At 69.8% G+C, this 14139-nt stretch carries 19 protein-coding genes and 1 tRNA gene; 18 read left to right on the top strand and 2 right to left on the bottom strand.

The window, feature by feature from the left end:
* Window positions 1-281: 281 nt before the first annotated feature.
* A complete protein-coding gene (locus tag RBS12_RS12105) occupies window positions 282-659 on the bottom strand; it encodes a glyoxalase superfamily protein (protein ID WP_307966359.1) in 378 nt (125 codons plus the stop codon).
* Between the two features lie 185 nt (window positions 660-844).
* Between RBS12_RS12105 and RBS12_RS12100 the strand changes: the two genes are divergently transcribed.
* The 3 genes from RBS12_RS12100 to RBS12_RS12090 all read left to right on the top strand — a co-directional run bounded on the left by RBS12_RS12100 (window position 845) and on the right by RBS12_RS12090 (window position 2836).
* Window positions 845-1435 carry a protein tyrosine phosphatase gene (locus tag RBS12_RS12100; protein WP_307966358.1) on the top strand — a complete coding sequence of 197 codons (591 nt, stop codon included), beginning with the start codon at window positions 845-847 and terminating at the stop codon, window positions 1433-1435.
* 142 nt (window positions 1436-1577) lie between these two features.
* Entirely contained in the window at window positions 1578-2174 is a 597-nt protein-coding gene (locus tag RBS12_RS12095) for an RNA polymerase sigma factor (protein WP_307966357.1), read from the top strand.
* Window positions 2171-2836: a hypothetical protein gene (locus RBS12_RS12090; RefSeq protein ID WP_307966356.1), complete on the top strand. Its 666-nt coding sequence runs from the start codon at window positions 2171-2173 to the stop codon at window positions 2834-2836. The genes RBS12_RS12095 and RBS12_RS12090 overlap by 4 nt, the downstream gene beginning before the upstream one ends.
* A 36-nt stretch (window positions 2837-2872) precedes the next feature.
* Here RBS12_RS12090 and upp read toward each other — a convergent pair whose 3' ends face one another.
* A complete protein-coding gene (gene upp / locus RBS12_RS12085) occupies window positions 2873-3508 on the bottom strand; it encodes a uracil phosphoribosyltransferase (RefSeq protein WP_307966355.1) in 636 nt (211 codons plus the stop codon).
* A gap of 110 nt (window positions 3509-3618) precedes the next feature.
* On the opposite strand from upp, the gene RBS12_RS12080 reads away from it, so the two are divergent.
* The 15 genes from RBS12_RS12080 to RBS12_RS12010 all read left to right on the top strand — a co-directional run bounded on the left by RBS12_RS12080 (window position 3619) and on the right by RBS12_RS12010 (window position 14099).
* Window positions 3619-3783, top strand: coding sequence for a hypothetical protein (locus RBS12_RS12080; protein WP_307966354.1), 165 nt, complete (start codon window positions 3619-3621; stop codon window positions 3781-3783).
* A 36-nt stretch (window positions 3784-3819) separates the two neighbouring features.
* The gene (tadA, locus tag RBS12_RS12075; RefSeq protein ID WP_307966353.1) at window positions 3820-4326 is read left to right on the top strand and encodes a tRNA adenosine(34) deaminase TadA; all 507 of its coding nucleotides are present in this window, start codon (window positions 3820-3822) and stop codon (window positions 4324-4326) included.
* A gap of 34 nt (window positions 4327-4360) precedes the next feature.
* Complete coding sequence (locus RBS12_RS12070) at window positions 4361-4870, top strand: methylated-DNA--[protein]-cysteine S-methyltransferase (RefSeq protein WP_307966352.1); 510 nt, start codon at window positions 4361-4363, stop codon at window positions 4868-4870.
* A 67-nt stretch (window positions 4871-4937) separates the two neighbouring features.
* A complete protein-coding gene (locus tag RBS12_RS12065; RefSeq protein WP_307966351.1) occupies window positions 4938-5435 on the top strand; it encodes a sigma-70 family RNA polymerase sigma factor in 498 nt (165 codons plus the stop codon).
* The gene (locus tag RBS12_RS12060; protein WP_373886513.1) at window positions 5432-6121 is read left to right on the top strand and encodes a methylated-DNA--[protein]-cysteine S-methyltransferase; all 690 of its coding nucleotides are present in this window, start codon (window positions 5432-5434) and stop codon (window positions 6119-6121) included. Before RBS12_RS12065 ends, RBS12_RS12060 begins: the two co-directional genes overlap by 4 nt.
* A complete protein-coding gene (locus tag RBS12_RS12055) occupies window positions 6118-6807 on the top strand; it encodes an alpha-ketoglutarate-dependent dioxygenase AlkB (RefSeq protein ID WP_307966350.1) in 690 nt (229 codons plus the stop codon). The genes RBS12_RS12060 and RBS12_RS12055 overlap by 4 nt, the downstream gene beginning before the upstream one ends.
* A gap of 16 nt (window positions 6808-6823) precedes the next feature.
* Entirely contained in the window at window positions 6824-7474 is a 651-nt protein-coding gene (locus RBS12_RS12050; RefSeq protein ID WP_307966349.1) for a DNA-3-methyladenine glycosylase I, read from the top strand.
* A complete protein-coding gene (locus tag RBS12_RS12045) occupies window positions 7465-8409 on the top strand; it encodes an AlkA N-terminal domain-containing protein (RefSeq protein ID WP_307966348.1) in 945 nt (314 codons plus the stop codon). The genes RBS12_RS12050 and RBS12_RS12045 overlap by 10 nt, the downstream gene beginning before the upstream one ends.
* A gap of 316 nt (window positions 8410-8725) precedes the next feature.
* Window positions 8726-8812: transfer RNA gene (locus RBS12_RS12040), tRNA-Ser, on the top strand.
* Window positions 8813-9274: 462 nt separating this feature from the next.
* The gene (locus RBS12_RS12035; protein WP_307966347.1) at window positions 9275-10051 is read left to right on the top strand and encodes a LysM domain-containing protein; all 777 of its coding nucleotides are present in this window, start codon (window positions 9275-9277) and stop codon (window positions 10049-10051) included.
* Window positions 10052-10162: 111 nt separating this feature from the next.
* Window positions 10163-10549 (top strand): hypothetical protein, encoded by a 387-nt coding sequence (locus RBS12_RS12030; protein WP_307966346.1) that lies wholly within the window; start codon window positions 10163-10165, stop codon window positions 10547-10549.
* A gap of 9 nt (window positions 10550-10558) precedes the next feature.
* A complete protein-coding gene (locus tag RBS12_RS12025; RefSeq protein ID WP_307966345.1) occupies window positions 10559-11761 on the top strand; it encodes a cation:proton antiporter in 1203 nt (400 codons plus the stop codon).
* Window positions 11762-11815: 54 nt separating this feature from the next.
* Window positions 11816-12985, top strand: a complete 1170-nt coding sequence (locus RBS12_RS12020; RefSeq protein ID WP_307966344.1) for a sulfite oxidase — start codon at window positions 11816-11818, stop codon at window positions 12983-12985.
* Between the two features lie 62 nt (window positions 12986-13047).
* Window positions 13048-13662: a DUF4232 domain-containing protein gene (locus tag RBS12_RS12015; RefSeq protein ID WP_307966343.1), complete on the top strand. Its 615-nt coding sequence runs from the start codon at window positions 13048-13050 to the stop codon at window positions 13660-13662.
* 224 nt (window positions 13663-13886) lie between these two features.
* On the top strand, window positions 13887-14099 hold the full coding sequence (locus tag RBS12_RS12010; RefSeq protein WP_307966342.1) for a hypothetical protein: 213 nt from the start codon (window positions 13887-13889) through the stop codon (window positions 14097-14099).
* Window positions 14100-14139: the final 40 nt, after the last annotated feature.

Raw genomic sequence — 14139 nt, 5'->3', positions numbered from 1 at the left:
CGCCGGTCACGCCGTCGATCGCCGCCGCGGCAACCGAACGGGCGTGCACATCCAGCCCAACACTCGTACGCTCAATGAACACCGGGGCCTCCCACGCATGTCGGATAGGCCGGGCAGGGGACTCTGCCCGGTAACCCACGAATGTGCGTGAGCGAGGCCCCGGCCCGCAACCACTCACGAAGCGGAGCGGTCACTCCATACCGTCTAGAAGAATCGAAGTCCCCTTCTCGCTCGGGAAGTTCCACTGAAGAGAACTCCCCGAGCGAGAAGGGGACTGCTGCTTACGCGTTCTGCTTGTACGGCATGTACTGGACGGCCCACTTGTTGCCGTCGGGATCCTGGAAGTACACGAAGTGCCCCCAGTCCTGGATGTCGATCTCGCTGCAGTCGACGCCGTTGCCCTTGAGGTGGTCGTAGGCGGTCTGGATGTCGTTGACCACGAGCTGAAGGCTCGGCGCTGTGCCGGGAGGGGCGTCGTTGAGCCCCTCACCGATCGCGATCGAGCACCCCGAGCCGGGAGGCGTGAGCTGGACGAAGCGGAGGTTCTCGTTGACGCGCTCGTCGTAGTCGGCGTTGAAGCCCACCTTATTAACGTAGAAATCCTTGGCCCGATCTACATCGGAGACGGGCACGAACACAAGTTCAAGCTTCCAATCCATGCCCACAACGCTAGGCGCGCACGACGGCGGCGGGTAGGTTTCGCGGACGGGCTGCGGACAGTTCGTGTCCGCAGAAGATTTTTTCCGGATCCGCGTGACCTCATCACGTACCGGGTCGGTTAAGGCGACGTAGGGCCGACCGCGGCGGCCCTCCCACCACTTCGACCCCCTCGTCAGGAGCCCCCATGTCCTTCTTCAGCGTCATCGCCTCGAGCAAGCTCGCCGCCAGCGCCCTCGCCGTCGGCGCCCTCGCCGTCGGCGGTGCCGGCACGGCCGCGTATGCCAACGCTCTCCCGGACTCCGCCCAGCAGGCGGCCCACAACCTGATCGGCGCGCCGTCGCCCAAGGTCAGCTCGGCCGTGGCCAACGCCACCGCCGCAGCGGACAAGGCCGCCCCGGCCGTTCCGTCCTCCCCCACTCTGCCCTCCGCCCCGGCCTCGCTCCCGAGCGCGCCGAGCCTGGGCGGCGTGTCCCTCGCAGACCTGTGCCAGACGTTCGTGCACGGCGGCCTGACGGCTGGCTCGACCGGCCTCACGGACCTCGCCGCCGCCGCCCACGGTCAGGCCAACGTCACGTCGTTCTGCTCGGCCACGCTGCAGTCGGGTGCCGCCGCCGGTTCGGCCCAGGTGGGCGCGAACGTCTCGGTCGATGCGGATGGATCGGCGACACTTCCGTCCGCCCCCTCGCTCCCGAACGTCCCGTCCGTTCAGGCCCCGGCGCTTCCGGCGCCGGCCGCCGGGGTCGCCGACGACGCCGCGACCGTCCTTCACAAGTAAGGCCCGCGCCGTCGGGACGGGTAGTCTGGCAAGTCGTTTCGGGGGTCCGGCCGTCGCCGGGCCCCCAACGGCCGGCTTGAGACCGGCACGCGGGGCACGCACCGAGGTCCCTCGCGCAGGCCAGAACGGAAAGGCTGATCGGTTGACGCAGCGCGAGAAGACCTGTCGTGACAGTCCTTCAGGGGACCCTGACGAGCAGGCCGAGCTCTTTACCGCTGCCTACCGACTGCTCTCTCCGTCCGTGCTCGGCTACCTCCGGGCGCGCGGCGTCGAGGACCCGGAGGCCGTAACACAAGACGTCTTCCTCGCCCTGTACACGAGGATCAGCTCGGGTGCCGAGCCGTCGGACCACGGGCCCCCGAAGCGCCGCGGCGTGACGGGCGGGCTCGACGGCGCCAAGGCCCTCGTCTTCACGATCGCCCACTCCCGGGCCGTCGACTTCTACCGGCGCCGCGAGCGCACCCCAGCGCTCGTGCCCCATGAGCCCGAGATCGATCCCCGCACAACCACGGCGTCCGCCGAAGACCTCGCCCTCTCGGGCGCCGGCGTCGTCGGCCTTCTCGACGGCCTGACCGAAGACCACCGCGAGGTCCTGCTCCTCCGGGTCGTGGCCGATCTCTCGATCGAGCAGACCGCCGACATCATGGACCGGACGCCGGGCGCCATCAAACAGCTTCAGCGCCGAGCCCTCGACGCGCTCAGGAACACCGCGCTCCTCGCAGAACAGAGCACCTCATGAATTCGCGCCCCAGCCCCGAAGACCGCCTCGTCGTCGAGCGCCTGCTCGCCGACGTTGCGCCGGCCGAATCCGCCGAGCTCCGCCCCCTGCTCGAGGGGCTCCGCGCGCTCGCGCATCCGGGCCCCGTGGAGCCGCGCGCCGACGTCGCCCGCCTCCTCGTGGGCGAGGCCGCCCCCGCCCCCGTTTCGCTCGACGTCTACCGCCGTTCGGCGGCGTCGACGGCGGCGCGGCATGGCTCGCCGGCCGGACGCGGACGACGGCGCACCCTCGCCGCCGCCGTCGCGCTCACCGCGGCGCTCGGCGCGGGGACCGCCGCCGCGGCGGCCGCAGATCCGGGCTTTCGGGGGGCGCTGGGCGACGGGGTCTCGACCGTTGTGCGCGTCCTGACGGGCCATGCCGGGCCGTCGCCTTCGAACCCCGCCCCCAAGGCTCCCGCCGTCCCGGCCCAGCCTGCGCCGTCGTCGACCGGAACACCCGGCCCGCGGCCGAGCAGCACGACCTCTTCGAGCGCGCATCCCGCGTCGGCAACGCCCGCCCCGACCTCGCCGCAGGACCGTCAGCCCCCGCGTCCGAGTCTCGGGGTTCCATCGCTTCCGATCCCGGGGGCGTCGGAGCTTCCGCGGCCGGACCTGGGGTGGGGACAGCAGCTCCCGCTTCCCTGAGCGCCGCTTCCGGCGCCTCCGCCGTCCGGCGGCGGGTTACTTCGCGAGCCCGTAGAGGCGGTCGCCCGCGTCGCCGAGGCCCGGCACGATGTAGGCCTTCTCGTTGAGCCGCTCGTCGATCGAGGCCAGCACAATCGTGACTTTCGCGTCGCCGAGGCTGTTCTCGAGACGCGCGAGGCCCTCCGGCGCCGCAAGGAGGCAGATGCACGTGACGTCACTCGCGCCCCGGCGGAACAGGAACTTGATCGCCTCGCTGAGCGTGCCGCCCGTCGCGAGCATGGGGTCGAGGACGAAGATCTGCCGGCCCGTGAGGTCCTCGGGGAGGCGCTCGGCGTACGTGATGATGTCGAGGGTCTCCTCGTCGCGGGCCATGCCGAGGAAGCCCACCTCGGCCGTCGGCACGAGCTTCGTCATGCCTTCGAGCATGCCCAGGCCCGCCCGCAGAATGGGCACGACGAGGGGCGTCGGCTTCGTGAAGGCGACGCCCGTCGTCGTCGTGATGGGCGTCTCGATCGTGACGGGTTCGGTGCGCACCTCCCGCGTCGCCTCGTAGGCGAGGAGCGTCACGAGCTCCTCGGCAAGCTGGCGGAACACGGGGCTGGGCGTGTTCTTGTCCCGCAGGACCGTCAGCTTGTGGGCGACGAGCGGGTGGTCGACGACGAGTGTGCGCATGGCTGCCAAATTACCATCCGGGGGTGCGGGGCCAGGAAGCTTCCCGGGGCTCTACCGCGAGACCTACTCGGCGGTACACTTGTGGCCATCCTCGGTAAGGAGGTGGCGTCATGAAGACGCTCATGGTCTCCTTGCTCGCATATTCCACCGCAGCGACTGGGGTGCTGTTCGGACTATGGCTCGCCGCGCGCTGGCCGAGTCCGCGGTGGGTCCATCTGCTCGTGTCCTCGGGGGTGATCGTCGCCGTCGTCGGACTCTGGGCCGCTGCCCTGTGAGCGGGCGACGCCGGGCTCGAACCTATCATTGACAGCATGTCCGCGCCCGCTCCGCAGCCCGATGCTCGTCGGCACGAAGCCTGGATGCGCCGTGCCCTCGCCGAGGCGCGCGCCGCGCTCGCGACGGGAGACGTTCCGATCGGCGCCGTCGTCGTGGGGCCGGACGGCGATGTGCTCGCCGTCGGCCACAACGAGCGGGAGGCGCTCGGCGACCCGACGGCGCATGCCGAGCTCGTCGCGATCCGAGCAGCCGCCCGGGCGTTGCAGGACGGCGCCGCGGCACGTGCCGGCGACGGCTGGCGGCTCGAGGACTGCACGCTGGTCGTGACACTCGAGCCGTGCGCGATGTGCGCTGGGGCGGTCGTGCTCGCGCGGATCCCGCGCGTCATCTTCGGTGCGTGGGACGAGAAGGCTGGAGCGGCCGGGAGCGTTTTCGACATCCTTCGCGAGCGTCGCCTCAACCACCGCGCCGAGGTCTACGGCGGCGTCCTCGAGGACGAGTGCGGAGAGCTCCTCCGGGAATTCTTCGCGGCCCACCGGTAGCCGGCCCGCGGCCCGGGCGTGGTGGAATGGAGCCATGCGGCACACCGAGGCGGAGACGGTCTTGGGGCCCCTCACGCTCGTGGCCGAGGGCGACGCGCTCACGGCGATCTACTTCCCCGGCCATTGGACCCTCCCGAAGGACGCGGGCTTCGGGGAGCGCGTCGGCTCGCCATCGGCGGATCCGCTGTTCGACGACGCCGCGCGGCAGCTCCGCGAGTACCTGGCCGGCGAACGGCGCAGCTTCGAGCTCACGACGGCGCCGCGCGGCAATGACTTCCAGCTCGCCGTGTGGGAGATGCTGCTGGACATCCCCTACGGCGGGACGACAACGTACGGAGCGCTTGCCGACCGGCTCGGCGGGCGAGGGCTCGCGCAGACCGTCGGCCAGGCCGTGGGCCACAATCCGCTGAGCATCGTGATCCCGTGCCATCGCGTGGTCGGCAGCGACGGGAGCCTCACGGGGTACGCGGGCGGGCTTGGGCGCAAGAGGTTCCTGCTCGAGCTCGAGGAGCCGCCCGAGGCGAAGGAGGCGCGGCTGTTCTGACCGCGCAGAATTCTCACGGCCCCGACCTCACATTCCTGGCCTGCGCATCGTCTACACAGTGATGGACATGAAACAGCCCTTCGAAAAGCTCGTGGAAGGCCACGGCGCCACCGTCCTGCGGGTGTGTCGCGCGGTGGTCGGGCCCGCCGACGCCGAAGACGTCTGGCAGGAGACGTTCCTCGCGGCATTGCGCGCCTATCCCGACCTTCCCGCCGATGCCAACACGGAGGCGTGGCTTGTGACCATCGCCCATCGGAAGAGCCTCGACGCCGTGCGAGCGGGCCGGCGGAGACCCAGCCCTGTTGCTCAGCCTCCCGAAGACCACTCGCCGCACGGGATTCCGGGCGCCGAACGGCCCGGCGACGGCATCTGGGCCAGCGTGGCCCAGCTGCCCGACAAGCAACGCCGAGTCATCGCCTACCGCTTCCTCGCCGATCTGCCCTTCAACGACATCGCCGAGATCGTCGGAGGGTCACCGGCGGCCGCTCGCCGAGCCGCTTCAGACGGCATCAGATCTCTCCGCGCGGCCTTTGCAGCCGCTCACACCGAAGGAGAAAGCGCATGACCGCGCACACGAACATCAGCACTCAGCAGAACGACGGGCTCGTGGGCGAAGGCCTGGCGGGCAAGAGCGCTGCGCTTGGACCCATCGACCTCGCGCTCGCACCCGAGCTTGTGTCCGTCGATCCCGGCGTCCTCGGCCGGCTCCATGCCCAGCTCGCGGACCGGGCCTCGAGGGAGGGTCTCCTCGACATCGCGTACCGGTTCGTCGATACGCCAGTCGGCCGGCTCCTGCTCGTCGCAACCGAGCGGGGCCTTGTCCGGGTCGCCTACGAACGAGAGGGCCACGACGCCGTCTTGAGCCTGCTCGCCGAGCGCCTGAGCCCGCGCATCCTCGAGGTTCCGGGGCGCCTCGCCGAGGCGGCTCGACAGGTAGACGAGTATTTCGGCGGGAGGCGGCGCTCGTTCGATCTCCCGCTCGATCTGAGTCTCTCGCAGGGGTTCCGGCGGACCGTCCTCCAGCATCTTCCGGCCATCCCGCTCGGAGCGACCGAGAGCTACGCCGACGTCGCGAAGGCTGTCGGCAACCCGCGGGCGGTACGGGCGGTAGGCAGCGCGTGCGCAACGAATCCGCTGCCCGTGGTCGTGCCGTGCCATCGCGTCGTGCGCTCGGACGGAAGCCTCGGCGGCTACATCGGCGGGCTCGAGGCGAAGACGTCTCTCCTGCGTCTCGAAGCCGCCGCCGCATGAGCACGCTGTTCGGCGACGACCTCATCGCACGCCCGCGCCGGGAGCTCGCGCCGGGTGCCGTGCACGTCCCAGGATGGCTCACACTCGAGCAGCAGTCGTGGATCGCCGACCGCTTCCGGGAGTGGGCCGCCGGGCCGGTCCCGTTGAGATCGGCTTCGGTCCGCGGGCACGAGATGTCGGTCAAGACCGTGTGCCTCGGCTGGCACTGGCAGCCGTACAGGTACACGCGCGAGGCCACCGATGTGAACGGGCGATGCGTGCTCCCGATGCCGGAGTGGATGATCCGCGTCGGTCGGCTTGCCGTCGCGGACGCGTACGGCGGAAGCGCGGACGCCGAGGCGTATGCGCCGGACACGGCCCTCGTGAACTACTACGACGGGTCCGCCCACATGGGCATGCACCAAGACCGAGACGAACTGTCGAGGGATCCCGTCGTCTCCCTCTCCCTCGGGGACACGTGCACCTTCCGCTTCGGCAACTCCGAGGGTCGGGGGCGTCCCTATGAGGACGTCGAGCTCGCGTCGGGAGACCTCTTCGTCTTCGGCGGACCGTCTCGACTCGCCTACCACGGCGTCACGAGGGTCATCGCGAACACCTCGCCGCCCGGTTGCGGCCTCGACACGGGAAGAGTCAACATCACACTGCGCGTTACGGGACTGCGCGAACCAGAGCGCGGCGGAACATGAGAGGGGCGGGGGACCGATGACGGATGTGACAGCAACCAACACCACAACGGAGCCGGGGACGGCAGAGCCGGATGTGGTGGGCGGGGTCGTGCTCGGTGACGACGGACTCGCGCGGCCCACGTGGGCCAGTACGGACGGCCTCATGCGCGAGTACTACGACAGCGAATGGGGCATGCCCGTTCGTGACGAGCAGGGGCTCTTCGAGCGCATCAGCCTCGAAGGGTTCCAAGCCGGCCTCTCGTGGGCAACGATCCTGCGGAAGCGCCCTGCGTTCCGCGAGGCCTTCCAGGGCTTCGATCCGGATGTCGTGGCCGCGTTCACCGAGGACGACGTCGAGCGCCTCATGCTGAACGAGGGAATCATCCGGAACCGCGCCAAAATCCGGGCGACCATACGCAACGCTCAAGCCACGATTGCTCTTCGCAACGAGGGCGGGCTGGTCGAGTTCGTCTGGTCGTTCCGGCCAGAGGCGACTCCCGCGCCGCGCACGCTGTCCGAGATCCCCAGCACGTCGCCAGAGTCGACCGCCCTCTCGAAGGCGCTACGGAAGAAGGGCTTCTCGTTCGTCGGTCCCACCACGATGTTCGCGCTCATGGAAGCGATCGGCATCATCGACACCCACCTCGTGGACAGCCACCGACGCGGAACGTCGGGCGTGTGGTCGTGATCGTCCGAGTCGAGGCTCCGGGAGGCCTTGACCCCGAGGCCGTGCTCGGGAGCCTCGCGGCACACACCATCCCGGGGGCCGAACGAACGGACCGTGAGGCCGGGACCCATTCCCGGCTCGTGAGCCTCGCGTCGGGCCCGTGCGCCGTCACTATTCGTCCCGACGCCCATGGCGTTGAGCTCAGGGCCGAATCGGGGGCTGAGCTTTCGAGGGCTGGGCTAACGGGGACTGAGCGGTCAAGGACGGAGCTGTCGAGGGCTGGGTCCCAGACGGATCTAGGCGTCCCCGCATCCCTCGTAGCCCTCGTGCGCGAATGGTTCGACCTCGATGCCGATTTGGAGCCCGTCCGCGATTTCCTGTCAGGGGATCAGTTCCTGGCCCCTCTTCTCGCGGCCCGGCCCGGCCTTCGGGTGATCGGCACGACAGACCGGTTCCAGACCGCCGTCACGACCGTCCTGGGGCAACAAGTCTCACTCGCGGCCGGACGCACCTTCTCGGGGCGGCTCGTCGCCACATACGGAACAGACGGGCCCGGCGGCCTGCGGTGCTTCCCCGAAGCGGCCGTCCTCGCCGACGCGGATACCGAGGAACTCCGCGCGGCCGTCGGCCTGACCTCTGCCCGCGCACGCACGATCTCCTCCATGTCCCGCCTATGGGCCGAATCGGGAGAAACCCCAGGCCGCAAGGCCCTTCTGGCGGTGACGGGAATCGGCCCCTGGACGGTCGACTATCTCGCGGTGCGGTACGGGGACCGTGACGCGTTCACGCCGGGCGATCTCGTGCTACGGCGCGCCCTCGGCGGGGTCAGCCCCCACGAGGCGGAGACACGGTCGGAAGCGTGGCGCCCCTATCGTGCGTACGCCCTCATGCACTTGTGGACCGAGGCCGCCTACGCCGGAACCAGCCCCTCCGAGCCGGCGCCCTCGGGGGTCTAGGGCCAGGCTCCCACGACCGTCGCCGACTAGTCACCGGCCCGTCTGCTGCCACCGCGACAGCCCTCCGACGGCCCCACGACAGCCCTCCGACAGCCCTCCGACGGCCCCACGACAGCCCCACGACAGCCCTCCGACAGCCCTCCGACGGCCCCACGACAGCCCCACGACAGCCCCACGACAGCCCCACGACAGCCCCACGACAGCCCTCCGACAGCCCCACGACAGCCCCACGACAGCCCCACGACAGCCCTCCGACGGCATGGACGAACCCTCGGTTTGGACTCGCGCCATCATCCCGGTAAAGTAGATGCCTGCTGGTGGTGTGTCCGAGCGGCCGAAGGTGCATCACTCGAAATGATGTTTGGTGTAAAAGCCAACGGGGGTTCAAATCCCTCCACCACCGCGCATGTGATGTCCTAGGACATCGAGAACGCCCCCGGTTTCCGAACCGGGGGCGTTTTCGTTCTGGCCCCAGGGATCGCCCTGCGGAAGACGGCTTGTGGCCCAGAAGACGCCCTCGAGCCGTCTTATCTGACAGAAGGCGTCTGGCGTCTTGGCTTCTGGCGTCGAGCACGGCGGCGGTTGGAGACGTTTGGGGCACTAAATGCCCATAAGGGGACTTCGGTCGAGCGAGCGCCCCAGCACGGCCGGGCCCACGACGCCGACGCGTTGCTGCGCAGCTCGTACGTCGCGTCTACTTGGTCCTCGCGGCACGACTACGCAACGGCGCCTCATGAGCGCCCGCCCACCACTCGATTGCCGGGCGATGAGGACGCAATTCGCGCCGTCGTCCTTTACCGCCTTCGTGCGGTCCTACACCTTGGGATGAGAAGCCGGTGTCGCACGGCCAACCCGAGGTTCAACGATGGCACCGGTCTCAGCCCTCCTCCGCCCCCTCGTCGCGACTGCAGCGGTCGGCGCATTCCTCATCGTCGGGGGATCATCAGCCGCGGTCCCCGCATCGGCGCCGCCACCTAGCGCAGCCAGTGCGGCAGCGCCAGACGCTCTCGGCGAGCAGCAGGTTCTCGCCCAGGTAGCCAGGGAGGCGACCCGGGTCCGCTTGGCGGACGACGCCGCCGACGCGCGCCGGAAGGCGGAGGCCGCTGCTGCACAGGCCGCAGCAGAGCAGGCCGCAGCAGAGCAGGCCGCAGCAGAGGCAGCAGCGAAGGAAGCCGCCGCTCAAGCCGCTCAAGCCGCTCAGGCCGCTCAGGCCGAGCAGGCCGCGGCGGCCCAAGCCGCTCAGGAGACCGCTCAAGGGAGCCAGGCCCCCGCCGTCGTCTCCCCGGCACCGAAACCGCCCGCGGCTGAGCCGCCGGCGACCGTGTTCATCCCCGTCGTCGGGGCCGGCGGACAGGCCGCCGTGAACGCCTGCCAGGGTCCCGTCCACTTCACGCCCGTCACGGTCTCGGTCAGCATCGCCGAACACGACTACTGCGGCGGCTGGAACAGGATGAGCTGGATCCAGCCCGGAACCACCGTCACGGTCCAGGGGTACGGAACCTTCACAGCCTTCCAGCGGATGGTCGTCCCGCAGGGCGCATCGGAACGTGTCCTGGCAGGGTTCGCCGGCGGATATCCCCCGATCTTCCTCCAGACCTGTATTCCGGGCACAAGCCAGATGCTGCTCATCGGCCTCCACTGAATTCCGGGCACGGGGGTTCGGGCCTTCGAACCTCGACGGGGCGTATGATGCGGCCACGCGGTACCTCTCAAGGCGTCCCCGGACGCGCAGGCCTCACCGAAGGGAACCACCATGTCCGTCACATGGCTCGACGAGCCCGAAGAGCACGACTACCCGGCAGCCGCCTCCTATCTGAACCTCCTCGCCACCGAGGACGAAGTCAAAGACATCGTCAAGGCGCTCAAGAAGGCGCCCGTGACGCATCAGAAGGCGAAGGACATCCTCAGGGCATCGCGCTTGGACCTGCTCGACGAGACGAACGCCCACGTTCGCTCCGACCTCGTGAAGGTCCACAAGGGAGAGAAGCTCTCCCCCATCCTGCTGGTCCGTGGGAACCTCGCGAACGGTGACGCGCTCCAGATCGCGGACGGCTACCACCGCGTCTGCGCGAGCTATTACACGGACGAGAACACGGACATTCCGGTCAAGCTCGCCGACTTCCCGCTGAAGGGCGAGTGAGACCCTGACGTGAGCTTCATCGAGCTCTCGCTCATCTGCCTCGTCGCGCTCGTCGGGCCGCTCCTCGCGGCCAAGCGGATGTGGCACCTGCCGCTCGTCCTCGGAGAGCTGCTGGCCGGCGTCATCGTGGGCCGATCGCTGCTCGGGTGGGTCAACGCGGACAATGAGACGCTCAAATTCCTGGCGGATATGGGCTTTGCGCTCATGATGTTCGTCTCGGGCACACATGTTCCCGTGCGCGATCGCACGATCCGCACCGCGATCGGCCGTGGCGCGCTGCGGGTCGTCGTGACCGCGGCGGTCGCGATTGCGCTCGGCGTGGCCGTCGCGCTGCTGTTCGGATCAGCGAACGCGCCGCTCTACGCGGTGCTCATGGCGTCGTCGTCGGCCGCGCTCGTGCTGCCCATCATCGAATCCCTCAAGTTCAAGGGCACCTCCGTCCTCGAACTCACCGCCCAGGTGGCGCTCGCGGACGTCGCGGCGATCGTCGCGCTGCCCCTCGCGATCGACCCCTCCCACGCCGGGCCGAAGGCGATCGGCGCGGTTGCCGTCGCGGTGTGCGCGGTCATCGTCTGGTGGCTCCTGAGGGTCGTCGAGGCCAATGGCTCGCGGCAGCGGCTCCACGATGTCTCGGAGAACCGGAAGTTCGCGCTCGAGCTGCGGATCCAGCTCACCATCCTGTTCGCGCTCGCCGGGCTCGCCCTCGCGTTCAATGTCTCGATCATGCTCGCGGGGTTCGCGTTCGGCCTCGCGGTCTCCGCGGTCGGCGAGCCGCGGCGACTCGCCCGGCAGCTGTTCGCGCTCAACGACGGCTTCCTCGGCCCGGTCTTCTTCGTGTGGCTCGGGGCGTCAATCGATCTGCGCCAACTCGGCGGCCACCCGCAGATGATCCTCCTGGGCGTCCTGCTCGGCGCGGGCGCGATCCTTGCCCACGCCGCGTCCCGGCTCGCCGGCCTGCCGCTCCCCTTCGCCGCGGCCTCTGCCGCGCAGCTCGGGGTGCCGGTCGCTGCTGCGACGATCGGCCGGAGCCTCGGCGTGCTGGCTCCCGGCGAGGACGCGGCGATGCTCCTGGGGGCGCTTGTGACGATCGGGATGACGACGACGGCGGCGAGCCTCGCCGCGCGTCGTCCGCCGGCCAACACCCAGATGGGCGACGCACCGCCTGGCGGCGGATCCGAAGCCTCGAAGGGCAAACCCGCCCCGGGCACCTGAGCCGCGGGCCGCCACGCCATTGTGAACCGTGCCGGGCGCGCCCACACTGGCTGCATGCGAGCCAAAATCACCGCCCAGCACCGGCCGCACCACGCGACGTCGGTCGTGCCAGAGACCCAAGCCACCACACCGGCGAACTGGTCGCCCGCAGTCTCCCCCACGACCGGTCCCCTCACGCGCGACGAGCTGCACCTTGCGGCCCGCAACCACGAGGCGCCGCTCGAATCGCTCCGCTGGCCCGTGAGCCCGCCTGGCCTGCACTACATCCTGACGCACTTCGACGTTCCGGATGTGGACCCAGTGGAGTGGCGGCTGAGGCTCGGCGGCGCCGTCGCCCATCCCCTCGAGTTCACGCTGAGCGACCTCCGCCGTCGCCCGCGCCGGACGCTCACCGTGACGCTCGAATGCGCCGGCAACGGCCGCTCGCGCCTCGAGCCGCGGCCGATCAGCCAGCCATGGGACCTCGGCGGCTTCGGAACCGCTGAGTGGACCGGGACCCCGCTCGCTCCACTGCTCGACGAGGCCGGTCTCGAGCCGGAGGCCCTCGAGCTCGTGTTCGAGGGCGAAGACCGCGGCTTCCAGGACGGCGTCGAACACCTTTTCGCGCGGAGCCTGCCGATCACGGAGGCGAGCTCGCCCGACGTCCTCCTTGCGTATGAGATGAACGGTGCCCCGCTCCCGCCCCAGCACGGCTACCCGCTCCGCCTCGTGGTACCAGGGTGGTATGGGATGGCGAGCGTCAAGTGGCTCCGCTCGATCAACGCCGTCGCCGAACCGTTCGAGGGCTACCAGCAGGCGGTCGCCTACCGCTATCAGGCGGACGCGGACGACGGCGGCACTCGCGTCGAGCGCGTCAGGGTCCGCTCGCTCATGGTTCCGCCAGGCGTCCCGGACTTCCTCACGCGGCGCAGGACCGTCGACGCGGGGCCGACGATGCTGCGCGGGCGAGCGTGGTCGGGGACGGGGCCCATCACGAAGGTCGAGGTCGGCGTCGACGGCGTGTGGGCCACGGCCCAGCTCGAACCGCCTGTCGGGCCGTACGCGTGGCAGGAGTGGTCCTGCCCGTGGGTCGCGACAGCGGGCGAGCATCGTCTCGCGTGCCGCGCCCACGATGCCGCGGGCAACGTCCAGCCCGAGGACGCCCCGTGGAATCTGCAGGGCATGGGGAACAACAGCATCCAAACACTCGATGTGGAGGTCCGTGATCTGGGCGCGGCTTCCTAACGTTCCGGCGTCAACGCGTGGCGCCTCTTGACGCTTGTGGGACTGGAGTGAATGGTGGGACTATGACCCGCACTCTGCGTCTCCCGGCCCTTGCCGCCACTGTGCTCCTTGCCGCCGTCGGCCTCGCGGCGTGCGGAAACACCCCCGCGTCGACGTCAACCGCGAGCGCGTCGCCGTCCGCGAGCGCCTCGTCGAGCCCGTCCGCCTCGGCGAGCTCGAGGCCTGCATCGCCGAGCGGGTCCGGCGCGGCGGGACCTGCCCGGTGCCTCTCGACCCAGCTGAGCGCTTCGCTCGGTCAGGGCGCGGGCGGCGCGGCGGGCCACGTCTACGCCAAGATCGTGCTCAAGAACACGGGCTCGACCCCGTGCCTCCTGAGCGGCTTCGCGGGCCTCTCGCTCACCGACGGCCCGAACGGCGGGCCCATCGGCGCCCCGGCTGACCGCGACGCCTCCGTGCCCGTCGTCGACGTCGTCCTCAATCCAGGCCAGGCCGGCGCGGCTGACTTCGGGTACACGCAGCCCGGTGTGTACGCCGGAAGCTGCACGCAGGTCCCGGCCGCTGGCCTGCGGATCTACCCGCCCGAGGACTACGGCTCCCTCTTCATCCCCCAGTCCGAGAACGCCTGCAGCGAGACGTCGATCCACCTCCTGACCCTCAGGGCGTTCCAGCCGATGTAGCGCGCACGCGTGCCCTAGCGACCGCGTTCCGGTGTGATGCGCCCGTCAGCGCCTCACATTCCCGACGCCTCAAACGTCTACCAGGGAGACAACGGCTGCAGCTCGGAGGGAATGGTGGGCACGTTTCGTCTGACTGCGCAGGTCCTCGGTATCTACACAGAGAAGGCGAGACAAGAGCTGACCACGGAGCGGGACGCAAAGAGATGGGTATTCATCGATCCGAGATGGCAGCCGCACGCGGACAGGTGAAGCTGCTCGAAATGCTTGGGGAGCCCATACCTGACGATGTCCGTCGACCCGCCGAGTACCGGGACGAGACCATCGAGGACGTCGAGCGCCGCCAGAAGTCGGATGCGACGGAGATCCACTCGGCTGGCGCCCGCGGAAGCTTGAGGATCCTGAAGAAGCGTGGCGGGGTTTGGCGCCGCATTCCGTGAATGTCCTCAGGACGGCTGACGTCCCCGGCTAGCGCCTCCA

Origin of the sequence: Sinomonas sp. ASV322, from assembly GCF_030908245.1 — a bacterium.
Taxonomy (GTDB): domain Bacteria; phylum Actinomycetota; class Actinomycetes; order Actinomycetales; family Micrococcaceae; genus Sinomonas.
The sequence above is the reverse complement of the archived record's forward strand: the minus strand, read 5'-3'. Positions and strand labels throughout refer to the sequence as shown.